The sequence below is a fragment of the Streptomyces hawaiiensis genome (assembly GCF_004803895.1).
Lineage (GTDB): Bacteria > Actinomycetota > Actinomycetes > Streptomycetales > Streptomycetaceae > Streptomyces > Streptomyces hawaiiensis.
On sequence record NZ_CP021978.1, the window covers coordinates 4,086,917 to 4,108,359 of the forward strand.

Below are 21,443 nucleotides of genomic sequence, written 5' to 3' on the forward strand. Positions count from 1 at the left end.
ACGCACGGGCGGGGTCAGGCCAGGGCGCGGGCGAGATACGGGTTCGCCGTGGAGGGCACCGGGAGGCCGAGCGAGCCCGTGGCGACGGCCAGCGTCACCGCATAGGAGCCCACCGCCCGCCGGACGTTCGGGGCGTCCAGGCTCGCGCCCGTCACGATGCGGTCCAGGTCGACGTAGGCGGACCGCACGATCTCCAGCCCGCGGTACACCCGCCAGTCCACGCGCCAGTCACGGGTGTACTCGGAGGGCAGCAGGCGCTCCCAGCGGCGGAACATCCGGTCCCTGATCTCCGGCCGGGTCGGAGTGAGGTGCATGTGCCGGACGAGGTCGTAGAGGGGGTCGCCGACGACGGCCATCTCCCAGTCGATGATGGTCAGCGCCAGACGGTCGTCACGGCGTACGAGGTTCCAGGGGTTCAGGTCACCGTGCAGCAGCGCGGGCTCGCGGTGGCTCACCTCGTGCCGGGAGAGGATCAGCCGCAACCGGTCCGCGTCGGGCAGCCCGAGGTGCCGGGCCAGCTGCTGGGACTCCTTCGGCAGGTCCCGTACCAGGGAGATCAGCTGGTCCCGCAGCCAGTGGTGGAAGGCGCCCTCGCCGGCGGTCGGGTCGACCTGCTTGTACCGGACGTGCGTCAGGGCGCACAGCTGGTCCACCAGGCCGTCCGCCTCGTGCGGCAGCAGGCCGTGGACGGGGTGGTTGGGCGGCCGGTCGACGTCCCCGGGCCCGACGTACGTGTGCAGCGCGATGGTGTCGCCCTGGTAGGTCTCGCCCAGGGCGAGCACCTGCGGCGCCGCCACCCCGACGGACGACTCCTCGATGGCGCGCAGCACGGCGTGCTCGCTGAGGAAGCCGCGCTCCCGCCGGCACACCTCGGGCAGCTTCCGCCGCACGACCACGGGAGAACCGAAGCCCGGCACCGACACCACGGTGTTCAGGTGCGCGGTGCCCTTGAACACCCTGCCCGCGGGCGCGGCCCCCTCCGCCAGCAGGGCCTGCCGGACCGCGGCGGGCGGGAAGCCGGGGCGCTCCGGCATCCGCCGGTCGGGCCGCCACTCGAACGCCTCCGCGATCCACGCCCGGCCGCCGATGTCCCCGTTCATCCGCGACACCAGCCACCGGAACAGGGCCCGCCGGATCTCGCCCTCCTTCGGCACGCCGACGAGCCGCAGTGGTTCCGCCGCCGCATCGAGGGCCCTCCGCACCTCGGCCGTCGCGTTGTCCAGGCTCGTCTGCGTGAACGATTCCTCGAGGGACCGGGCGGCCCGCATCACGTCCGGGAAAACGGACTGGGCCCGCTCGAACGCCAGGTAGTGCCGCAGATCCTTGGCCAGGCCGTTGACGGCGGCCGGTCGGACCTCCTGCATGGCCTCGGCCCAGGCGTCGACCACTTCCGCCCACTGGTGCGCCGGATACCGCATGCGGACGAGGTGGGTCGCGAGGTCGTGCAGCGGGTCGCCGTAGGTCGCCAGCTCCCAGTCGACGCAGACGAGGGGCGGGTCGCCCGTGTACGGCACGATCACGTTGTCGCGGTGCAGGTCGGCGTGGAGCAGGCTGTACGGCCGCCGGGCCATGGCGGGCACCCGCCCGGCCAGCCCGGTGAGCGCGTCCTCGGGGATGCCCAGCGCCGCGAACAGCCCGCCGAACCCGTCGCGGTTGGGCCGCCTGATCTGCTGGTCGGCCAGGTGGACCATGGTCCGCAGGAAGCCCTGGCTGTCCGTGTCGTTGCGGGGCCAGAGGGCCGGCAGGGCGGGCAGCGCGCCCCGGCGCACCTGGGCCGTCCGGGCGAGCAGCCCGGCCAGTGCCTTGACGTGCAGGGTGTCGACGGGCTTGCCGTAGTCGCAGACGGCGGCGAGCGGCACGCCGTCCACGAAGCTGTGGACGGCGAAATCGTCCCGCTTGACCAGGCATCGCGGGACGTGCGGCAGGACCCCCCGGACGGCGGCGAGGATGTCCGCCTCGTTCTGCCAGGTCCGGATGACCACGGGCAGCGCGTCCGGGCGCCGGATCCGGACGGTCACGCAGGTGCCCGCCTCACCGCCGGCCATCCGGGCCATGCCCTCGGTCAGCGCGAGGACGTAGTTCCGGTGGTGGTGGCCGCCGGTCTCCGTCCCCAGCTCGGCGGCGAGTTTCACGAAGGCCCGGTAGGTGGCGTCGTGTGCGGCGCGCTCCCCGAGAAGAGGACGGGGACGAGGGGATGCGCCCACTGGCCGCTCCGGAGGTGCGAGAAGGGGAGAACGGTATGCAAACGGTAGATACACGGCCGGCGTCGCGCATGCGGAGTGAGCCGTTGAGGGTGGTCTGCCACCCCTCTGCATGAGACGGCGCGAACCCGCTCGGTGGTGGCCGGTCGGCCCCTTCCCTTACGAACGAGGACGAGCGTTTGACTCAATCGGTGCGCGCGGTGCGGGAATGCTACACCCGCCCTGATGATCCAGATGCGCACGCCGGCCCGCCTACGTGCGCAGCAGCTCCAGGAGCGGCGCCAGCGACACGAGGACCGTGCCGGCCCCCGCGTCCCGCAGGACCTTGGCCTTGCGTTCGTTACGGGCATAGCCCAGGAACGGCACTCCGGCCCGCTCCGCCGCCTCGAGGTCGGAGGGCGTGTCGCCGATCATCAGCGCGTCCCCCGGCGCCGCCCCCATCGCGCTCAGCGCCCGGTTCAGACAGTGCGGATCCGGCTTCAGGTGGCGCAGTTCCTGGGTCCGGCCGTAGACGTGGGGCGCGAAGCAGGCGACGAGGCCGCGGCTCTCGAGGTACTTGCGGGCCACGCGCGGGGAGTTGTTCGTCGTGATCGCCAGGCGGGAGCCCACCGCCGTCCAGGTGCGGATCAGCGGGTCCGCGTACGCGGTCGGCCACGCCGACGACGCGGCCCGGAGCTCGTCCTGGGTGAGACGTTCCTCCAGCTCGGCGACGAGGTCGCTGCCGGGGTGCCGGCGGTCCACGGCCCGCAGGACCACCTGGGGGTCGAGGGACTCGCGCTCGGTGTCCGTGAGCAGGCCGTGCAGGCCGCGGCTCTCCAGCCAGGCCACCAGGTCGCTCGCCACCCGCTCCGCGGAGTGCCCGGCGAACAGGCGGCAGATGGGCCCGTCGAAGTCCCACAGCACGACACGGGCATGTCTGATCAGATTGCGGAGTCGATTCGGATCGTTCTCGGTCTCGAAGTGCACCGCACCGGTCTGCGTCGTATCAGGAGTCACTAGGAGAGTGTCAGGTCCGTCGTGATGGTTTCCCAGAGGGCGTTGAACCACTTCTGGGATTCGTCGACGAACGCCGCGTCCCGCCGGCCCACCTGTTTCACGAAGGAGAAGAGCAGGGACCGGGAGCCGAGGACGTCGTACATGTCCAGGGTCTGGCTGCCCCACTCCTCCGCGCGCCTGGTCAGCATGTAGTAGCCGATCAGGGCTTCCTCCTCGTTGAGGAGGTACAGCTTCACCGGCGGGGTGAAGGGCAGCGCGCGGAACGTGACGCGCACGTCGATGCCGTGCGTCGAACGCAGCGCCCGCAGGTTGTGCTGGAGGACCTGCCCCTGGGCGTTGCGCATGGCCAGCCAGCGCTCGTGGACGGGGTTGTCGCCGCTGTGGGCCTCGACCGGGACCGGGAAGGCCAGTTCGATGTCCCGGGAGGGGACCAGGATGCGGACGTCGATCGACTCGGGCTGGATGCGGCCCTCGTGGATCAGGCGCAGCGGCTCGCCGATGGCGACCATCAGTGTCTCCGCGGTGTGGCAGACCACGTCGACGTGGACGTGTGGCGCCGAGAACGCCTCCGTCAGGCGCGGGGCCAGGCCCACCATGGTCGGCTGGGGTTCGCCGCGGGCAGGGGCCGGGGCGGCGATCCGCGGCGGGCTGCCCTTGCTGACGTTGGTGAGGAGGCCGCCCTCCTGGAGAACACGCAGGGCCTGGCGGACGGCGCCGCGCTCCACGCCGAATTCCTCGGCGAGTTCGGCCTGGGTGGGCAGGCGGTCCCCCGGCTTGAGCTCGCCGGCACGGATGCGCTCCCGCAGGACGTCGGCGATCTCCTGGGGCGAGGACCTTCTGCTGCCGTTCACTGCCACGTTCTCCGCCACGCTCTCCTGGGCCACAACCAAACGCTACAACTCTGATCCATCTGGCGGGAGTTGTTTGAAAGTTGTTTATAACTAGGGGCCAAGTGGGGACAACTTAAGCAGAGTTGGTTGCCAACTTCTCGGAGTTGGCGGAAGTTTTGCTTCCGGACTTCCGAAGGGGGAACACCGATGCCCGCCCTCGCTCTCCTCTCCGCCGCCTTCGTCGTCGCCTTCGAACAGCTCGTCCAGTGGAAGTACGGTCCGGCCGGCATCGTCGGTCTGATCCTTCTCACCGTCGGCGTCAAGGCCAAGAGCCCGGCCGTCAGCTCCGTGGGAGCCGTCGTGCTCGCGCTGCTGATGACGGGGCCCGCCCGATGAGTCACCGCGCCACCCCGGAACGCCCCGTGGGAGACGTCAGCTCGTGAGCACCAGCTCCGAACTGATCGTCTCCCACAGTGCGTTGAACCACAGGTGCGACTGCTCCACGAACGTCGTGTCGCGCAGCCCTGCGCCCTGCCGGAAGGCGAACAGCATGGACCGGGTGCCCTGGGCGTCGTACATCGCCGGCCGCTCGTGATCGATCTCGGCCTCCCGGCGCGTCAGCGTGTAGTACGCGAACAGCGCCTCCGTGCCGTTGAGCAGGTACAGCTTCACCGGCGGGGTGAAGGGCAGCGCCCGGAACGTGACACGGACGTCGATGCCGTGCGTGGCGCGCAGGGCCAGCAGATTGTGCTGGAGGACCTGCCCCTGGGCGTTGCGCATCGCCAGCCACCGCTCGTGCACCCGGTCGTCGCCGCCCCCCTCGACCGGCACCGGGAAGGCCAGGTCGATGTCCCGGCTCGGCAACAGCACCCGGACGTCGACCTTGGCCGGTTTCAGCCGTCCGGCGTGGATCTGCCGCAGCGGCTCACCGATGGCGAGCGTGAGGGAGATGGACGTCAGGCACACGGCGTCGATCTCGACGTGCTCCGCCGCGAACGCCGTCGCGATCCGGGGCGCGAGGGCCACCGTCGTGGGCAGCGGCGGGGCCTCCGGGCCGGTCAGCGCGCCGACGGGGTCGGGGGCGACGGTCGCCGGACTGCCCTTGGACACGTTGGTGAGCAACCGCTCGGACTGCAGGACGCGCAGCGCCTGCCGCACCGCCCCGCGCTCGACACCGAACTCGTGGGCCAGCTGAGCCTGGGTGGGCATGCGCTCACCCGGCCGCAGCGCCCCTGACCTGATCCGGGCGCGCAGCTCGTCGGCCACCTCGTGATGTGTCCTCTGTGGCCGTTGCGACCTCTTCCGTCCAGTGACGGAGTCGTGTTCCGGGTCCACACCTGAACAGTACAACTTCCCGCCATCTTCCGGCAGTTCAGGGAAAGGTGGTTATGAGCCGCTTCCAAGCGGAGATAAGTACAGTGAAGTTGGTCACCAACTTGGGAAACATGGTCAGACCTTCAGGGGGTTGGCCACCCGCTCAGGGACTCCCCTCCGGAGGGGAGCCGGGAGTCCCGCCCGGCCGGCACGGCCGCACGACAACCACAACCGAACAGCTCGCTACGGATGCGGGTCCCAGCACGCCCGTCGGCAGAAGGGAGCGGCTCAGAACATGTCCGGGCACCACGGCCGCCTGGACGTACGCAGCAGGGCGTCGGCCTTCCGGGCGGCGCCCGCTCGTTCCTCGCGCACCCGCCCCAGCGCCGCCAGCCGCACCGCCGACTCGTCCCCGAGCCACAGCGCCGCCAACTCGCCCAGCCCCAGTTCCAGTTCCGCGCTCTCGGTGGTCGGTGTGCAGGACGCCCCCTCGGGCGAGGCCTCCAGCCGGTAGCGCCCGCCGGTCAGCCCGTCCACGCCGGCGACCTCCAGCACCAGCGCCCCCGACGCCTCGTACGTCCGCGCCTCCAGCGCCCGTACGACGTCCAGGATCCGCACCCACAGCCAGTCCGCCAACGAGGTGATCGCGGCGGCCCGCGGGTCGGGCAGGAGGTGCGGGAGCAGGTCGTCGGGCGCCCGCCAGCCGCTCTTCACCTTCACGACCCAGTCGATGGAGCAGACGTACTCCCACAGCGCGCGTTCCGCGGCCGGCGTCGCGCCCAGCAGCCACCGCACGGTCGCCGTGTTCAACGGCTGCTTGGCGTCACCCCAGTCGTCGTCCACCTCGTACGCGGCCAGCCCGTCGACCTCGCCGGACGCCGAGCGGTACACGGCGAAGAACGGCGGCTTCCACGACGGGTCGAACCGCAGGGCGCCGGTGTTCACCTTCCACCAGGTCTCGTCGCGGTCGATGGCGCCGGGCAGGCCACGGCGCACCCGCTCGTGCAGCTCGGGACCGAGCTTGCGGATGTCCTCGCCCTCCACCAGGTCGATCCGCCCGCCGTCCGCCGGGCCCGCCCAGCGGGCGTCGAGGCCGGCGCGCGGCACATCGATCGTCCACTCCGACATCCTGGTCGCCGGCCCGAAGCCGTAGCGGCCGTAGATCGGGTACTCGGCGGCGATCAGCGTCGCGACGACGTCCCCGCGCTCCTTCGCGGCCGCCAGGTCCCGCGCCATCAGGCGGCTGAGCAGTCCGCGGCGGCGGTGCGTGGCGGTGACGGTGACGCCCGAGATCGCGTCGGCCGGGACACTCGCCCCGCCCACGGCCGTGAGCTCCTGGTCGAAGGACTTGAAAGTCGCCACACACCGGCCGCCGTCGAAGGCACCCAGGTAGCGGCCCGGAACGAACTTCCCGCGCCGGCCCTCGATCTCCTCCTCGGTGAGAGCGGGCACCCGCAGAAAGCCGGTGTTGACGGCACGCAGCCAGTCGGCGAACTCGGCTTCGGCGATCGGGCGTATGTCGATGTCGTCGGCACGGGACACGGGGGGCATGACGTCACGCTAGGCGGAGGGCCGGTCGGTGTCGCGTAAATATCCGACGACCGGCCCTCCCCGGGCCCCGGGACGGCTCACACCAGCAGGTCGTCGACCTGCGCCTCCCCGTCGCGGTACCGGCGCGCCATCTCCGCGCTGCACTCGTCGGCCGTGCGCTGGAGCCGCTGACGGCGCCGGGAGATCTGCTGCTCGTAGCGCTCGAGCCGCCCCATCGCCGTGCTCAGCTCCAGGTCCGTGCGCGCGTCCAGGTCGGACAGCTCGACCTCGGCGAGCATCTCCGCGGCCAGCCGCCGGAACTCCTCGCCCTGCGGGACGCCCAGGGTCAGATGGCGGGCCGAGGAGCGGTGCCGGGCCGGGGCGTCCCGCAGGATCTCCGCCAGCCGCTCCACCACCGACGTCTCCTCGGATGCGGCGGCGGAGGCCACGCCCGCCGGGGCCCGCCGGGCCACCTCCGCGCGCAGGATGTCGATCCGCCCCTGGAGCAGCCGCCGCACATAGCTGAGGTCGGTCTCGTCGCGCTGGGCCTCGCGGCGCAGTGCCCGCAGCTCCGGCAGGCTCAGCGCGGGCAGTTCGGGCTCGGAAGCGTCCGAGGGCAGCCGCGGGCTGTCCGTGCGCTGTGTGGGCGGCCGGTGGTACTCCGACGCGCCGATCCCCGTGTATGTCGACCAGACAGCCGCCTGCTGCCGTCCGGTGCTTGATGTGCTCATGTGCCTCAACCGTCCCCTCGACCGGTGTGTGCATGCATCGTGCCACCCCAAGTGGCCGCTATGGGAACGAGTGCCCCCGATAGACCCCAGATGGGCGGTTAAGCAGCAAAATACGGCCGTGCAGGGGCTGTTGGCGCCCCGCGCAAACCACCCGTTCGTGCCAACCGCCGACCGGCCGGGGCGCCGATGTCACCGCCCTGCATGATGGACGTATGCGAGCAGTGGTGCAGAGGGTGGACGGCGCGAGCGTCGTCGTGGACGGCGAGACCGTGGGCGCGATCGAGGGCGAGGGGCTGTGCGTCCTGGTCGGCGTCACCCACGAGGACACCAAGGAGAAGGCGGCCCAGCTGGCCCGCAAGCTCTGGTCGATCCGCATGCTGCACGACGAGAAGTCGTGCAGCGACATCGACGCCCCGCTCCTGGTGATCAGCCAGTTCACCCTCTACGGCGACGCCCGCAAGGGCCGCCGCCCCACCTGGAACGCCGCCGCCCCCGGCGACGTGGCCGAACCCCTCGTCGACGAGGTCGTCGCCCAGCTGCGCTCCCTGGGCGCGACGGTGGCCACGGGCCGTTTCGGTGCGGCGATGAGGGTATCGCTTACGAACGACGGCCCGTTCACCGTGCAGATCGAAATCTGACCCGAAAGGTCTACAAGCCTCACGGCCGAAGATCCACCAGGAGGGTCTACGGCTCGACGACGACTTCCTGGGCCGCGGCCGTGTCCCCGGCCATCAGCGGGGCGTCCACCGCCACGTTCCGCTTCACCAGGGCGAGAGCGACCGGGCCGAGCTCGTGGTGGCGGGCGGACGTCGTGAGGAAGCCGACCTTGCGGCCGTCGGGGCCGTCGTCCGCGAGCCGGAGCTCCGTCCCGGCCACGGGCAGATGGACCTCGCTGCCGTCGAGGTGCAGGAAGACCAGCCGGCGCGGCGGCTTGCCCAGGTTCTGCACCCGGGCGACCGTCTCCTGCCCCCGGTAGCAGCCCTTCTGCAGGTGCACCGCCGAGCCGATCCAGCCCAGCTCGTGCGGGATGGTGCGGTGGTCGGTCTCGAAACCGAGCCGGGGCCGGTGCTGCTCCACGCGCAGCGCCTCGTGGGCGAGGATCCCGGCGGGCGGCCCGGCCTGCGCCGCGTAGTCCTCCAGGCCGGCGCGCGGCAGGAACAGGTCCCGCCCGTGCGGCGTCTCCCGTACGACGACGCCCTCGGGGACCTCGGCGATGGAGCCGGCCGGGAGGTACACGACCGCGATGTCGGCCGTCCGGTCGGCGACCTCGACCCGGTAGAAGAACTTCATCGACTCCAGGTAAGCGATCAGCGCCTCCTGGGTGCCCGGCTCCACATGGACCCAGACCATCTCGCCGTCGTCGACGAGGTAGAGCGCGTGCTCGATGTGGCCGTTCGCGGAGAGGATCAGGGCTTCGGTCGCCCGGCCCACCGGGAGGTCGCTGACGTGCTGGGTGAGCAGCAGGTGCAGCCAGGCGAGGCGGTCCTCGCCGGTGACGGTGACGACGCCCCGGTGCGAGAGGTCCACGAATCCGGTGCCGTCGGCGAGGGCACGCTGCTCACGGAACAGATCGCCGTAGTGGGCGGCGACGCCTTCGTCCACGCCCTCGGCGGAAACGGCGCCGGGCAGGGTCAGCAGGGGGCTCTTCATACCCGTAAGCCTACGACTCGGTATGTGAAGCCTTGAGCGTGCAGTCCTCGCACCGGCCGAAGATCGCGAAGTGCTTCATGTCGGTGTCGAAGCCGAACGTCTGCCGCAGCTTGTCGGTGAACTCGGCGGCCACCGACACATCCGCCTCGATCACGTTCTGGCAGTCGCGGCAGACCAGGTGGATGTGGTGGTGCCGGTCCGCGAGGTGGTACGTCGGCGCCCCGTGCCCCAGATGCGCGTGACTGACCAGCCCGAGCTCCTCCAGGAGCTCCAGCGTCCGGTACACCGTCGAAATGTTGACCCCCGACGCCGTCTTCCTCACTTCCACGAGGATGTCGTCGGGGGTCGCGTGCTCAAGGGTGTCCACGGCTTCGAGCACGAGTTGCCGCTGCGGGGTCAGCCGGTAACCGCGCTGCCGCAGATCGCTCTTCCAGTCGGTGCTCACCACAGCACCCAGTGTAGGAGTCCCGGCCCGATCACGGACGCGGTGGCCGCTGACCGGACATCAGGAGGTCCGAGAGGGTGTCGCGCAGAGCACCAGTCGTCCTGACGATGTCCTCATGGGCCCGGATCTTCTCGTCGACTGCGGCCAAGGCCGCTCCGATGTCCCGCTGCTGGTCCACCGGGGGGAGCAGCACCGGTAGATCCGACAGGGTGCGTACGGTGATCGATCTCATACCGGTCGTGCCTACAGCCCGGCTCTCCAGCCAGTCGGCCGTCGCCCGGCGGGCGAGATACGCGACGAGGTACAGCGACTGCGCCGGATCGTACGGTCTGACGCGCAGCAGGTGGCTGTTGTAGAGCCAGTCCTGCTCATGCGCGGTGACGAGGGCCGCCCGGCCGACCGTCCCGGTGCGGCTCACCAGGATGTCGTCGGCGACGAGCCGGTGCCTGCGGAAATCGCGCGACCTCTCGGGAGAAACGTGCGGCATCCCCGGCTCCGGCGAGATCCTCCTGTGCCGGAGATCGGCCGGACGGACCAGAGGGACACCGTCGGGGGCACCCTCACTCCGGCGCAGTGCGGGGCCGCCCGCTTGGATGTCACAGATGTCGCCGAGAGGGGCCGGCTGCCACCCGTCCGGGATGCCGTCGCGGCTGTCCGCGTTCACAGCCCGTACCTCCTCAGCAGCTCGTCGACCGCCGCGTCCGCGACGCGGGCCCGGTTGTGCGCCTCCGCCAGCCGTCCGGCCCGCACGTCCAGTTCGCGCGGGTCCACGGCCCCCGCGTCTGTCGGAATGTCGCTCGACAGGTAGACGGAGGGGCTGAGCGTGTGGTCCCGCTCCCTGATCTCGGCGAGGCGTACGGACCTGCTCACCCCCGGGGTGCCCGGGTAGGAGCGCCCGGACGCTCGGGCCTCCTGCCAGGACGCGTACTCCCCGAAGATGCTCTGTGTCTCTTGCGGATCGAGCGCTCGCTGCACCCGGGAGACCATCGACCCGAGCCCCCTGGCGTCGACGAAAAGGACTTCGTCACCGCTCCCCGCTGGATACCGCAGCACCCAGATCGTGACGGAGATGCTGGTCGTGGTGAACAGGTGGGAGGGCAGGGCGATCAGGGACTCCACCGCGCCGTCCTCCACCATCGCGGACCGGATCCGCCGTTCGGCGGGGTTGGAGGAGAAGGCCGCGATGTCCGGCATCACCACGGCCGCGCGTCCGCCCGGAGCGAGCGCGGCCACGACGTACTGGAGCCAGTCGAAGTTGGCGTTGTGCCGGGGCGGCTGACCGTAGCGCCAGTGCCCGGGGGCGACGGGATGCTCCGGCAGCCGGGTGTTGAACGGCGGGTTCGCCACGACGCGGTCGAACGCGCGGCGCCCGAGGCCGAGCCCTGCGGAGGGGGCGGTGTACCCGGGCCGTAGGTCGGCGTCGGGCAGGCCGTGCAGCGCGAGGTTCATGCCCGCCAGGGCCAGCGGGTGTTCCCCCACTCCCGCCCCGCTGGCCTCGCGCGGACGCTCCCCTTCCCGGGCCTCCGCCACACCGTCGAGCGCGGCGGCCAGCAGCTCACCCGCGCGTACGAAGGGGTCGTGCACGCTCCTGACGTTCTGAGCGTCGTTGGTCATGAGCTTCGACACGAGATCGACCGCGGCGCGCGGCGTGAAGAAGTCACCGGCCGTCCTGCCGGCGAGTTCGCCGTACCGGGCCAGGAGCCACTCGAAGGCCTGCGCGTACTCCGTCTGCTCTACCGGCCCCGTCTCGTCCAGTAGCTGCACAGCGTCGGCCACCCGGGAGTCGCCGAGCCTCCTGGAAAGAGCGAGGAGCAGTTGGCCCTGGCCGGGACCCAGACCCTTTTCGACGGCGTGGGCGAGGAAGCGGACGAGCAGCTCACCGGAGTGCGGGAACTGGTACCTGCTCGCCTCAGCCGTCACTCTCCTCCATTCGACGGGCAGGCAGCCCCGCACGTAGACGAGCGAGAGCAGCACGGTGAGGTAGTCCGCCACGGAGAGCTCCCCGCGGAAGCGTTCCGCCTCCGGGCCGCCCAGGCGCTGCACAACCTGGAGCAGAGCCGCGGACCGCGGCCCTCCCAGCCCAGCACGGAATCGGTCCCCGTAAGTCGTCCCGGCCGGCTCCTCCGGTCGGCGGGCGTTCGCCGGGACAGTGCGCCGTTCCAGCCATGCGAGGATCTCGGCGGCCCGGAACACCTCGATCTCGCCGAGGCCGTCGGCACGGTCCACGACGGCCGGGTCGGGGAAGTCCTGGTGCCTCCGCTCCCAGTTCGTCACCGCGGGCCGTCGCACCCCCGCGAGCCGCGCGATGTCGGCCCGCGAGACGAGTACGTCGTCGATGTCACTCACAGTGCCTCCCCAAGGAGTCAGAAGCGAGGCGGCCTGGAACCGCGCAGCACGTCCCCGCGACTCGCCAGGACCACCGGGAATCGGTCCATGGCCTGCGCCTCCTTCGCCAGCTGCGGGTCGAGGTAGCCCAGCATGCGGTAGATCTTGGCATGGTCGGCCGCGAGGTCCCGGTGGTGGATCGGCTCGTGGTGCATGATCCGGTTCCGCAGCAGAACCAGCGACCACAGACCGTCGTAGAGGGCGTCGCGTCGACCGGAGTAGTGCGCGAACGCCTTGTGCACGGTGGGCACCCAGAACAGACGGTCGTAGCGCGATCCACCACTGACCAAGGAGGCCCAGAAGCCGAAGGACAGCTCGGCCACGATGTCGTCAGCCGGTGCGGGAACGAGCCCACGACGCTCGCACTTGCTCCGCGCCTTGGCCACGAGCCGCTGTCCGTTCGGATTGAGCGGTGCGGCGGCCCACCAGTCAGCCCTGCCGTAGGCGATGCGGAGCTCATGGTGGAGGGCATTGCGCAAGGCGAGCTCCAGACAGTGGAGTGAGCCGTACAGCGCGGCGGACGCCTCGACGTTCCACCAGTACAGCCGACCGGCCACCGCGGCGTTGCCGCGCGCGGCGCTCGTGTAGCGCGCCAGCCTGAGGTCGGAAAAGGCCCTCAGCATCCACTCCGGCAGCTGGTCGGTCACTGTGATCCCCCTTGTCGGGCAGGGCTTCGCCCAGCACGGTCCAGGCACGGGTAGAACCCCACCGTGATACGGTGAAATACGAACGCCCTGGGCCCGCCTCTGCACAGCACGCCACCCGGGGCACGGCTTTCCAACCCCCGGTCGCACCGCCTGCGGCCGGGGGTTCTGCTTTTTGCACACACCGCCCGAGGGTCCACACCACTCGGCGCTGCGATCTCCACCGTAGCCACGAAGCCACCCATACGCAAGCGCAGTGCACTGCTAAGGCAATCTGTTAACCCCGCCCTTCGCCTGGACTGCGTCGGAAGCGGTCCTGAAACACATGAAACGGCCCCGGCCATGCCCGACCGGGGCCATTCAGGAGCCGAGAACGGGGCCTACTTGAAGAAAGCGATGCCGTCGTCCGGCATGTCGTCGGGCAGGGCCTTGGCCCAGCGCTCGACCTCCTCCGGCGTGACGACCTTCTTCAGGTGGGCGGACATGTAGGGGCGCAGCTCGACCTCGGGGGTCTGCTTCTCGCCGACCCACATCAGGTCGCTCTTGACGTAGCCGTACAGCCGCTTGCCGCCGGTGTAGGGCTGGGAGGCGGCGGTGCGGGCCACCGCGTCCGTCACGAGGTCGATCTGCGGCTTCTTGTCGGCCAGCTCGCCGTACCAGATCTCGATGACGCCGTCGTCGCGGGTCATCGTCACCTCGACCTTGCGGCCGGCGTCGATCCGCCAGTAGCCGTGCTCGGACTCCAGGGGACGGACCTTGTTGCCGTCCTGGTCCAGCACCCAGCTGTGGGACCGGTACTCCAGGAAGTCCCGGCCGTCGTGGGCGAAGGTGACCTCCTGCCCGAAGTTGCACTTCTCGGAGCCGGGGAAGTCGTGCACGCCGGCGCCCGCCCAGTCGCCGAGCAGGAAGGCGAGCGGGACGAGGTCCTTGTGCAGGTCGGACGGGATCTCGATCATGGGAACTTCCTAGACGGGGGTCAGCGCTGGCCCTGGTACAGCTTCTTCACGGTCAGTCCGGCGAAGGCGAGGACGCCGACGGCGACCAGGACCAACAGGATTTCGAAGAAGATCTCCACGGGGTGCTCCTTGAGCGGGGGTGCGAATGGGTGCACAGGGCCGAGCCCAGCTTACGCGGCCGGGTTCCGGGCCTCTTGGTGAGGTGCGCCCGTGCGGAAGTCAGTCGAGCAGCTGGCTCTGCAGCGTCACCGTCTGCTGGAAGGGCACGGCCCGCGCGCCGTCCTTCCGGGACTGCACGACCAGCGCCAGGGTGTCACCGGCGGCGAGGTAGGCGTGGCGGACCTGTTCGCCGCCGTGCGGCCCGGCCTCGTCGTAGACCACACGCTGGACGTCCTCCACCAGGGCTTCCTGGGGGAACGTCTCGTCGTTGGCGGACGTCGCGGCGCCGCGCAGAGGGAACTTCGGCGCGCTGTAGGGGGCGAAGTAGGGCCCGAGCAGCGCGTCCACGACCGCCGCGGTGTCGAACTGGAGCAGATAGATCCGCGTACGCGTACCGTCCGGCATGCTCCAGCCGCGAGCGGCGATGTGCCGCAGCCCGTGGTCGGTGAGGTGCTGCCCGAGTTCCGCGCGGTCGTCCTTCGCGGCGAACTCCGCCAGGAAGTCCTTCCGCGCCAGCCAGCCGTCCGCACCCCGCGGCGGCGCGGGCTCGGCGGCCACTTCTTCGGCTACTTCCAAGACGTCCCCCCACAGAACGTGAGTCGCGCATTCCCTGTGCGCGCGCACAGGAGACCCTCGGTCGAGTCCGCGGTTGCGCGGGCGTTGATTACGATTCGGCCATGGCGAAGAAGCTGGTGATCAAGGTGACGGCGGGGGCCGACGCCCCCGAGCGGTGCTCTCAGGCGTTCACGGTGGCGGCGGTGGCCGTGGCCAGCGGCGTCGACGTCTCCCTGTGGCTGACCGGCGAGTCCGCCTGGTTCGCCCTGCCCGGCCGTGCCGCCGAGTTCGAGCTGCCGCACGCCGCTCCCCTGCCCGACCTGCTGGACTCCCTCCTCACGGCCGGCCGCGTCACCCTGTGCACGCAGTGCGCGGCCCGCCGCGAGATCACGGAGCAGGACGTCATCAAGGGGGTCCGTATCGCGGGCGCGCAGGTCTTCGTCCAGGAGGCGATGGCGGACGGGACGCAGGCGCTCGTCTACTGAGCCTGCGGGGACGCGTCCGTGTAGAGGCAGAACGGGTGGCCCGCCGGGTCCAGCAGCACCCGGACGTCGTCCTGCGGCTGGAACCCGGCGAGCCGGGCCCCGGCGGCGACGGCCCGCGCGGTCTCCCGCTCCAGGTCGTCGACCTCGATGTCGAGGTGGATCATCATCTGCTGCCGGTCCGCGGCGCTCGGCCAGACGGGCGGCACGTACGCGGGCTCGGTCTGGAAGGACAGCCCCGTGCCGCCGTCGGGCGGCCGGATGTGCACCCAGTCCGGGCCGTCCTCGTCGCGCCAGATGCCCCAGCCGGGCAGCAGCCGCAGATAGAAGTCGGCCAGTTCGCGCGCGTGCGGTGCGTCCAGGGTCGCCGCTGTCAGTCGCATGGGGCCGGGATACCCGCGTTGTGCGGGAAGACGCCGTTCACCGCGGACGCTTCTTGCCGTCCAGCTCGTCCCACCACTCGTCGGACTGCTGGTCCCCGGAGGGGTCGTCCCACCACCGGTCCTCCGGCCCGCGCCGGTTGGCGACCATGGCCGCCACGGGCGGGATGACCATGGCGACCACGCACATCCCGACGGCGACGGGGACGGACCACAGGCGTACGACGCCCCAGGCCAGGACGAAGAGGCCGATGCAGAGGCCCATCATCGCGAAGTACGTATGACGCCGCCGTGCGTACATACGTCCAGCGTAGGTCCGGGCAGGCCGAAGGGCCGCACCCCAGGCGTCCAACCCGAGGGGTGCGGCCCTTCGAAGACCCGACCGCGTCAGACGGCGATCGCGACCTCCGCCAGGCCGCCCTGCTGGGCGACGACCGTGCGGTCGGCGGTGGCGCCGGGCACGAGGGCACGGACGGTCCAGGTGCCCTCGGCCGCGTAGAAGCGGAACTGTCCGGTCGCCGAGGTCGGCACCTCGGCCGTGAACTCGCCGGTCGAGTCCAGCAGACGGACGTAGCCCACCACGGGCTCGCCGTCCTTGGTCACCTGACCCTGGATGGTGGTCTCACCGGGCTTGATCGTCGAGGCGTCGGGGCCGCCGGCCTTCGCACCGCACATGTCGTACTCCTGGAGTCTGGAAAGGTCGGTGGGGGTTGGTTACTTGTTGGCGCCGAGCTCGATCGGCACGCCCACGAGGGAGCCGTACTCGGTCCAGGAGCCGTCGTAGTTCTTGACGTTCTCCACACCGAGGAGCTCGTGCAGCACGAACCAGGTCAGCGCGGAGCGCTCACCGATGCGGCAGTAGGCGATGGTGTCCTTGGCCAGGTCGACGCTCTCCTCGGCGTAGAGCTCCTTGAGCTCGTCGTCCGACTTGAAGGTGCCGTCGTCGTTGGCGTTCTTGGACCACGGGATGTTGCGGGCGCTCGGCACGTGGCCGGGGCGCTGCGACTGCTCCTGCGGCAGGTGGGCCGGGGCGAGCAGCTTGCCGGAGAACTCGTCGGGCGAGCGCACGTCGACGAGGTTCTGCGAACCGATGGCGGCCACGACGTCGTCGCGGAAGGCGCGGATGGACGTGTCCTGGGCCTTGGCCTTGTAGTCCGTCTTCGGACGCTCCGGCACCTCGTCACCGGCGACCAGCTCGCGGGCGTCGAGCTCCCACTTCTTGCGGCCGCCGTCGAGGAGCTTGACGCTCTCGTGGCCGTACAGCTTGAAGTACCAATAGGCGTAGGAGGCGAACCAGTTGTTGTTGCCGCCGTAGAGGACCACGGTGTGGTCGTTGCCGATGCCCTTGTCGGACAGGAGCTTCTCGAAGCCCTCCTGGTCGACGAAGTCACGGCGGACCGGGTCCTGCAGGTCCTGGGTCCAGTCGATCCGGATGGCGTTGCGGATGTGGTTCTTCTCGTAGGCGGACGTGTCCTCGTCCACCTCGACGATGGCGATGGTCGGGTCGTCCAGGTGCTCCTGGAGCCAATCGGCGTCGACCAGGACGTCGCTGCGGCTCATGGTTCTTCTCCTCCGGGGCAGTTACGGCGGGGCGTGCGAGGTCTGCGGGGCGCGCCCTTGAGGCAGGGCGGCGCACGGGTGCCCTCGATGCGGGGCGGCGGGGATGCGCGCACCGGCGCGACTGCCGGCGCGATCGCTCAGAAGGTGCGACAGAGCATGGCGGCGACGCGGCACAGGTCTACTGCCCGCCGCTTCGTGAGGTCCGCCTGTCGCTTCATAGCCTCGATCGTAGGGACGGTCGGGCGGGCGTGTCACCGGTGTGTCGCATGCTGAGACGGGATAATCCACGATGTGGGATACGAGGGCCATGCGGAGGCTCAGGCCCAGGGCCGTTCCCGGATGCGTCGGCCGTCACATCTGAGCTGCGGACGCCACCGTCTCGCCCATCGGACAGCGCTGGTCGGACCCGCCGTGCGCCTTCCTACCCGGCCAGCCGGACGTCGGAACCCTTCACCGTGATCTCGACGCCGTTCGGGGCGGCCTGGACCGTGTCCAGCTTGATGCCGCCGGGCAGGCCGTCGATCTTCTGCTGGAAGTCGGTGATCGCCCGGACGCGGTTCTCGGCGATGTCGACGCCGCCGAACTTGGGCAGGCCGTCGGCGTGCACGCGTACGGTGCCGTTGTCCACCTTCACCGAGCTGAGCACGGAGACCGGCTCCGGGAGCTTGGTGCCGAGGACCGTGGCCTCGACGGTGACCTTGATCTTGCCGTTGCCGCCGTCGGAGAGGCCGATGACGCTGGCGGTGACGCCCGGGGCGACCTGGGTGGGCTCGGACTTCGCCGTCTTCAGCAGCTCGTCGTAGGCGATGGTCGCGGTGCCGGTGGCGCTGGAGGCGGTGGCGGAGCTGTAGTCGCCGGAGAACTCGACGCCCTTCATGTCGGCCTGGAGGTCGTCGATACGGATCTTCTGGTCCCCGTTGCCGGCGGCGGCCTCGTAGTCCTTGATGCCGACCTCGATGTCGTCCAGGGAACCGCCGACGACCTGGGTGAGGAACGGGAAGCCCTTGATCGACACGTCGGGGGTGGCCGACAGGTTCTCCGTCGTCTTCAGCCGGTCGGCGGCCTCGTCCTCGGCGAAGCCGACCGCGACGCGGTCGGCGATCACGAAGAGCCCGCCCAGGATCACGACGAAGATCAGCAGTATTCGCAGTGCGCGCATGCGGTGTGTCCCCCACCCAGTCGGTTAGACGGCGGTCCCTGACGACCGGGTGGCCGTCCCTTGCGTGAGAGTAACCCCGCGGGGAAGGGGAACCGGAGGATTGTTGATCATCTGTGACAGGGCGGGTGCCCGGCGCCCCTGCCGGATCTACGCCAGCGCCCTGCCCAGGACGTACACCGCCGGAGCCGCCGCGGCCAGCGGCAGGGCCACGCCCGCCGTGAAGTGGACGAAGCGGGACGGGTAGTCGTAGCTCGCGACCCGGTGACCGATCAGGGCGCAGGCGCCGGCGCCCGCACCGAGGAGGGCACCGGAGGTGCCGAGGTCCGTGACCGACCCGGCCGCGATGCCCGCACCCGCCGCCGCGAGGAGGGCCACCACCACCGAGACCGGGGTCGGCAGCGGCAGCGCGCGGGCCAGGACGGCCACCGCCACGGCCACCGCGCCCACCGTCACCGCGTCCGCGGCGGCAGCGAGGTACCCGCCGGCCACGATCGCCAGCGCCGAGGCCGCGACCGTCGCCATCAGGCCGTACATCCGCTCGTCCGGGTCGGCGTGCGACCGCAGCTGCAGGACCAGCGAGAGCAGCACCCACACCCCGAGCGTGCCCAGGATCGCCGACGGCGAGCGGTCCGAGACCAGCAGCGCCGCGTCCGCGGCCAGCGCGCCCGCGAAGCCCAGCGCGATGCCCTGCCGGGCCGGCCACATCCCGTTCAGCCGGAACCAGCCCGCCGCGGTGACGGCCTGGAGGACCACCAGCGGCACGAGCAGCGCGTACGTCCCGACCGCCGCCGCACCGGCCAGCAGCAGGCCCAGCAGCGCCGTCAGCGCGGCCGGCTGCAACCCCGGCTCGATGATCGGGGACCGCCCCTCCGCCCGGGCCCGCTGCGCGTCCGTGACACGGGTGTTCCCGCCGACGGTGGCCGGGCCGTAACCGGAAGCGGAGGCGTCGGCGGCCTCGGCGTCAGCCGGAGCCGCGTGCCTCTGGGGCGGCTGCGGGGCCTGGGGCGCCTGCGGGCTCTGGGGCGGCAGGTACGCCGTCTCCTCCGCCGTCACCGGCTGGTGCGTCTGCGTCTCCCAGGTCTGGCCCTGCCACTGCTGCGTGTACTGCTGAGCGGCGTGCGGGTCGTCGTAGCCCTGGTGTCCCGGGTAGCCCTGCCCGGGCCACGCCTGCGGCGCCTGCGGCTGCTGCGGCTGCTGGGACTGCGGAGGCTGCTGCCCGTAGGACCGGTAAGGGTCGTAGGAGCCGTAACCGTCGTTCGGCTGGTTGGTCATCGCTCATCCTCCTGCGAACGGCGGGAGCACCTCGACCGTGCCGCCGTCGGCCAGCCGTACCGTCTCATGTCCACGGGTGCCCACGGGGTCGCCGTCCACCAGGAACGAGCACCGGCGCAGGACGCGCTCGAGTTCGCCCGGGTGCCGCTCGCGCACCCCGTCGAGCGCCTCGGCGAGCGTGGCCGCCTCGTACGGCTCCTCGGCCACCCCGGCCGCGGCCTTGGCGGCGGCCCAGTAGCGCACCGTGACCTTTGGCATCTGCTTCCTCAATCGCACAGTCGCAGCGAACTCACATCGGACTCACCACGGGCTCACCCGACGGTGAACCCCGTCAGGCTAGCCCGCCCGGCCCGCGACCCACTCCCCGATCCGGGCCAGCAGCTCGTCGCCGGCCGCGTGCTCGGCATGTCCCATCTCGGGCTCCAGCCACAGTTCACCCTGGTCACCGGCGGCAGCGGCCAGCATCTTCGGGTGATCGAGGGGGAAGTAGCCGTCGGCCTCGCCGTGCACGATCAGCAGCGGGGTGGGGGCGATTCTCGGCACCGCCTCCACCGGAGAGAGCGGGACCGGGTTCCAGTCCCGGTGATGGATGCGCGTACCGAAGCCGTACCGGCCGACGATCCGCCCCTCGGGCCGCGTCACCAGCCAGTGCAGCCGCCGCATGGGGGCGGTCCCCCGGTAGTACCAGCGGGCCGGGGCGCTGACCGACACCACCGCGTCGGTCTCGCTCGGGTGCAGCGCCGCGTGCCGCAGCACCACCGAGCCGCCCATCGAGAACCCGACCGTCCCCACGCGCGCGTGCCCGAGCTCCCGCGCCCACCGCACCGCCGCCGCCAGGTCGAAAACCTCCCGGTCCCCGACCGTGGACCGCCCGCCGGACGCCCCGTGGCCCCGGAAGGAGAACGTGACGACGGCACCGTAAGGGGCGAAGGCCTGCGCCACCCGTCGAATGTGCGGCCGGTCCACGGCACCGGTGAAGCCGTGGGCGACGACGAACACGGGGTGACCGGAAGGCGTCCCGGAGGCGTCGTATACAGCGGCACCCGGGTCGTATACGCCATCGATCGTCACACCGTCGGAGGTGCGCAGAAACGTCCTCGACGGCCTGCGAACGGGCGTTCCCGAGGCCGTCTCGGGATGCGGACGATCGGTGGAACGCGCCACATGACCTGCCGGACCAGAGCTCATGTGGGCTATTCTGCTGGGCAGAGGACTCGGGCAGCGTAGCCCCCGGGTCCTTTTGTGCTTTCGGAAGCGTTGTATACGACGCGGGAAACCGCAGGTGTACGGGGCCTTCGGGATCGCAGAGCCCGTGCTGTGCCAACAAGCGTCCTCGCAGGGACCGAGGAGGAACCAGACGTATGAGTTCTCTGCTGCTCCTGACCAACGCCCTCCAGCCGTCGACGGAGGTGCTCCCCGCCCTCGGCCTGCTCCTGCACAACGTGCGTGTGGCCCCCGCGGAGGGCCCGGCCCTCGTCGACACCCCCGGCGCCGACGTCATCCTCGTCGACGGCCGGCGCGATCTGCCGCAGGTCCGCAGCCTGTGTCAGCTGCTGCGCTCCACCGGGCCGGGCTGCCCGCTCGTGCTCGTCGTCACCGAGGGCGGCCTCGCCGCCGTCACCGCCGACTGGGGCATCGACGACGTCCTGCTCGACACCGCCGGCCCGGCGGAGGTCGAGGCGCGGCTGCGCCTGGCCATGGGCCGGCAGCAGATCGTCAGCGACGACTCCCCCATGGAGATCCGCAACGGCGACCTGTCGGTCGACGAGGCGACGTACTCGGCCAAGCTCAAGGGCCGCGTCCTCGACCTCACCTTCAAGGAGTTCGAACTCCTGAAGTACCTCGCGCAGCACCCCGGCCGGGTCTTCACCCGCGCCCAGCTGCTCCAGGAGGTCTGGGGCTACGACTACTTCGGCGGTACGCGCACGGTCGACGTGCACGTACGGCGGCTGCGCGCCAAGCTCGGCCCCGAGCACGAGTCGCTGATCGGCACCGTCCGGAACGTCGGTTATCGATTCGTTACGCCGGAGAAGGTGGAGCGCGCCGCCGAGGAGGCGAAGGCCAAGGCAGCCAAGGCAAAGACGGACAATGCGGATGAGTCGGCCGCCCTGGACGCGACCGAGACCCGCGCGAAGGCGTAAAGAGGCGTATCCCGGCCCCGACCTGGGCATCACTCCCCGCACCGGGTGCCCCG

Annotated in this window: 26 protein-coding genes; 4 read left to right on the top strand and 22 right to left on the bottom strand. The window is 71.0% G+C overall.

Annotated features, from left to right (window positions below; translation table 11 throughout):
- Positions 1 to 14: 14 nt before the first annotated feature.
- From CEB94_RS18740 to CEB94_RS18750, 3 genes are all read right to left on the bottom strand, one after another.
- The gene (locus CEB94_RS18740) at positions 15 to 2,204 is read right to left on the bottom strand and encodes a phosphotransferase family protein (protein WP_246111840.1); all 2,190 of its coding nucleotides are present in this window, start codon (positions 2,202 to 2,204) and stop codon (positions 15 to 17) included.
- 249 nt (positions 2,205 to 2,453) lie between these two features.
- Positions 2,454 to 3,197 carry an HAD family hydrolase gene (locus tag CEB94_RS18745; RefSeq protein ID WP_246111841.1) on the bottom strand — a complete coding sequence of 248 codons (744 nt, stop codon included), beginning with the start codon at positions 3,195 to 3,197 and terminating at the stop codon, positions 2,454 to 2,456.
- Entirely contained in the window at positions 3,197 to 4,048 is an 852-nt protein-coding gene (locus tag CEB94_RS18750; protein ID WP_175437059.1) for a winged helix-turn-helix domain-containing protein, read from the bottom strand. Before CEB94_RS18750 ends, CEB94_RS18745 begins: the two co-directional genes overlap by 1 nt.
- Positions 4,049 to 4,234: 186 nt before the next feature.
- Here CEB94_RS18750 and CEB94_RS18755 point away from each other — a divergent pair, with 186 nt between their 5' ends.
- Positions 4,235 to 4,423 (top strand): hypothetical protein, encoded by a 189-nt coding sequence (locus CEB94_RS18755; RefSeq protein ID WP_175433339.1) that lies wholly within the window; start codon positions 4,235 to 4,237, stop codon positions 4,421 to 4,423.
- 36 nt (positions 4,424 to 4,459) lie between these two features.
- On the opposite strand, the gene CEB94_RS18760 is transcribed toward CEB94_RS18755, so the two are convergent.
- The 3 genes from CEB94_RS18760 to CEB94_RS18770 form a co-directional block, all read right to left on the bottom strand.
- The gene (locus CEB94_RS18760) at positions 4,460 to 5,377 is read right to left on the bottom strand and encodes a FadR/GntR family transcriptional regulator (RefSeq protein WP_175433340.1); all 918 of its coding nucleotides are present in this window, start codon (positions 5,375 to 5,377) and stop codon (positions 4,460 to 4,462) included.
- A gap of 252 nt (positions 5,378 to 5,629) precedes the next feature.
- Positions 5,630 to 6,892 carry a GNAT family N-acetyltransferase gene (locus CEB94_RS18765; RefSeq protein ID WP_175433341.1) on the bottom strand — a complete coding sequence of 421 codons (1,263 nt, stop codon included), beginning with the start codon at positions 6,890 to 6,892 and terminating at the stop codon, positions 5,630 to 5,632.
- A 77-nt stretch (positions 6,893 to 6,969) separates the two neighbouring features.
- Positions 6,970 to 7,602 carry an RsiG family protein gene (locus CEB94_RS18770; RefSeq protein WP_175433342.1) on the bottom strand — a complete coding sequence of 211 codons (633 nt, stop codon included), beginning with the start codon at positions 7,600 to 7,602 and terminating at the stop codon, positions 6,970 to 6,972.
- Positions 7,603 to 7,814: 212 nt separating this feature from the next.
- On the opposite strand from CEB94_RS18770, the gene dtd reads away from it, so the two are divergent.
- Positions 7,815 to 8,240 carry a D-aminoacyl-tRNA deacylase gene (dtd, locus tag CEB94_RS18775; RefSeq protein ID WP_030242984.1) on the top strand — a complete coding sequence of 142 codons (426 nt, stop codon included), beginning with the start codon at positions 7,815 to 7,817 and terminating at the stop codon, positions 8,238 to 8,240.
- A gap of 46 nt (positions 8,241 to 8,286) precedes the next feature.
- Here dtd and ygfZ read toward each other — a convergent pair whose 3' ends face one another.
- From ygfZ to CEB94_RS18810, 7 genes are all read right to left on the bottom strand, one after another.
- Entirely contained in the window at positions 8,287 to 9,252 is a 966-nt protein-coding gene (ygfZ, locus tag CEB94_RS18780) for a CAF17-like 4Fe-4S cluster assembly/insertion protein YgfZ (RefSeq protein WP_175433343.1), read from the bottom strand.
- Between the two features lie 10 nt (positions 9,253 to 9,262).
- Positions 9,263 to 9,700, bottom strand: coding sequence for a Fur family transcriptional regulator (locus tag CEB94_RS18785; RefSeq protein ID WP_175433344.1), 438 nt, complete (start codon positions 9,698 to 9,700; stop codon positions 9,263 to 9,265).
- Positions 9,701 to 9,728: 28 nt separating this feature from the next.
- Positions 9,729 to 10,361, bottom strand: coding sequence for a restriction endonuclease subunit S (locus CEB94_RS18790; protein WP_175433345.1), 633 nt, complete (start codon positions 10,359 to 10,361; stop codon positions 9,729 to 9,731).
- Complete coding sequence (locus CEB94_RS18795; RefSeq protein WP_175433346.1) at positions 10,358 to 12,043, bottom strand: N-6 DNA methylase; 1,686 nt, start codon at positions 12,041 to 12,043, stop codon at positions 10,358 to 10,360. The genes CEB94_RS18790 and CEB94_RS18795 overlap by 4 nt, the downstream gene beginning before the upstream one ends.
- Before the next feature lie 17 nt (positions 12,044 to 12,060).
- Positions 12,061 to 12,729 carry a hypothetical protein gene (locus tag CEB94_RS18800; RefSeq protein ID WP_175433347.1) on the bottom strand — a complete coding sequence of 223 codons (669 nt, stop codon included), beginning with the start codon at positions 12,727 to 12,729 and terminating at the stop codon, positions 12,061 to 12,063.
- Positions 12,730 to 13,106: 377 nt separating this feature from the next.
- Entirely contained in the window at positions 13,107 to 13,682 is a 576-nt protein-coding gene (locus CEB94_RS18805; protein WP_175433348.1) for a heme-binding beta-barrel domain-containing protein, read from the bottom strand.
- 219 nt (positions 13,683 to 13,901) lie between these two features.
- Entirely contained in the window at positions 13,902 to 14,417 is a 516-nt protein-coding gene (locus tag CEB94_RS18810) for a hypothetical protein (protein WP_175433349.1), read from the bottom strand.
- Positions 14,418 to 14,518: 101 nt separating this feature from the next.
- On the opposite strand from CEB94_RS18810, the gene CEB94_RS18815 reads away from it, so the two are divergent.
- Positions 14,519 to 14,881: a DsrE family protein gene (locus CEB94_RS18815; protein ID WP_175433350.1), complete on the top strand. Its 363-nt coding sequence runs from the start codon at positions 14,519 to 14,521 to the stop codon at positions 14,879 to 14,881.
- Here CEB94_RS18815 and CEB94_RS18820 read toward each other — a convergent pair.
- The 9 genes from CEB94_RS18820 to CEB94_RS18855 form a co-directional block, all read right to left on the bottom strand.
- Positions 14,875 to 15,261 (bottom strand): VOC family protein, encoded by a 387-nt coding sequence (locus tag CEB94_RS18820; RefSeq protein ID WP_175433351.1) that lies wholly within the window; start codon positions 15,259 to 15,261, stop codon positions 14,875 to 14,877. The two genes, CEB94_RS18815 and CEB94_RS18820, sit on opposite strands and share 7 nt — an antisense overlap.
- A gap of 37 nt (positions 15,262 to 15,298) precedes the next feature.
- A complete protein-coding gene (locus tag CEB94_RS18825; protein WP_175433352.1) occupies positions 15,299 to 15,559 on the bottom strand; it encodes a DUF3099 domain-containing protein in 261 nt (86 codons plus the stop codon).
- Between the two features lie 86 nt (positions 15,560 to 15,645).
- A complete protein-coding gene (locus CEB94_RS18830) occupies positions 15,646 to 15,933 on the bottom strand; it encodes a DUF1416 domain-containing protein (RefSeq protein WP_003991226.1) in 288 nt (95 codons plus the stop codon).
- A gap of 39 nt (positions 15,934 to 15,972) precedes the next feature.
- The gene (locus CEB94_RS18835; RefSeq protein WP_175433353.1) at positions 15,973 to 16,818 is read right to left on the bottom strand and encodes a sulfurtransferase; all 846 of its coding nucleotides are present in this window, start codon (positions 16,816 to 16,818) and stop codon (positions 15,973 to 15,975) included.
- Between the two features lie 137 nt (positions 16,819 to 16,955).
- Positions 16,956 to 17,036, bottom strand: coding sequence for a putative leader peptide (locus CEB94_RS42220; RefSeq protein ID WP_350310325.1), 81 nt, complete (start codon positions 17,034 to 17,036; stop codon positions 16,956 to 16,958).
- A gap of 203 nt (positions 17,037 to 17,239) precedes the next feature.
- Positions 17,240 to 17,977 carry an LmeA family phospholipid-binding protein gene (locus CEB94_RS18840; RefSeq protein WP_175433354.1) on the bottom strand — a complete coding sequence of 246 codons (738 nt, stop codon included), beginning with the start codon at positions 17,975 to 17,977 and terminating at the stop codon, positions 17,240 to 17,242.
- 147 nt (positions 17,978 to 18,124) lie between these two features.
- Complete coding sequence (locus CEB94_RS18845; protein WP_175433355.1) at positions 18,125 to 19,249, bottom strand: hypothetical protein; 1,125 nt, start codon at positions 19,247 to 19,249, stop codon at positions 18,125 to 18,127.
- Positions 19,250 to 19,252: 3 nt separating this feature from the next.
- The gene (locus CEB94_RS18850; protein WP_010036212.1) at positions 19,253 to 19,507 is read right to left on the bottom strand and encodes a MoaD/ThiS family protein; all 255 of its coding nucleotides are present in this window, start codon (positions 19,505 to 19,507) and stop codon (positions 19,253 to 19,255) included.
- A 78-nt stretch (positions 19,508 to 19,585) separates the two neighbouring features.
- Entirely contained in the window at positions 19,586 to 20,437 is an 852-nt protein-coding gene (locus CEB94_RS18855; protein WP_175433356.1) for an alpha/beta hydrolase, read from the bottom strand.
- 173 nt (positions 20,438 to 20,610) lie between these two features.
- Here CEB94_RS18855 and CEB94_RS18860 point away from each other — a divergent pair, with 173 nt between their 5' ends.
- Complete coding sequence (locus CEB94_RS18860; RefSeq protein ID WP_175433357.1) at positions 20,611 to 21,390, top strand: winged helix-turn-helix transcriptional regulator; 780 nt, start codon at positions 20,611 to 20,613, stop codon at positions 21,388 to 21,390.
- The last annotated feature ends 53 nt before the right edge of the window (positions 21,391 to 21,443 follow it).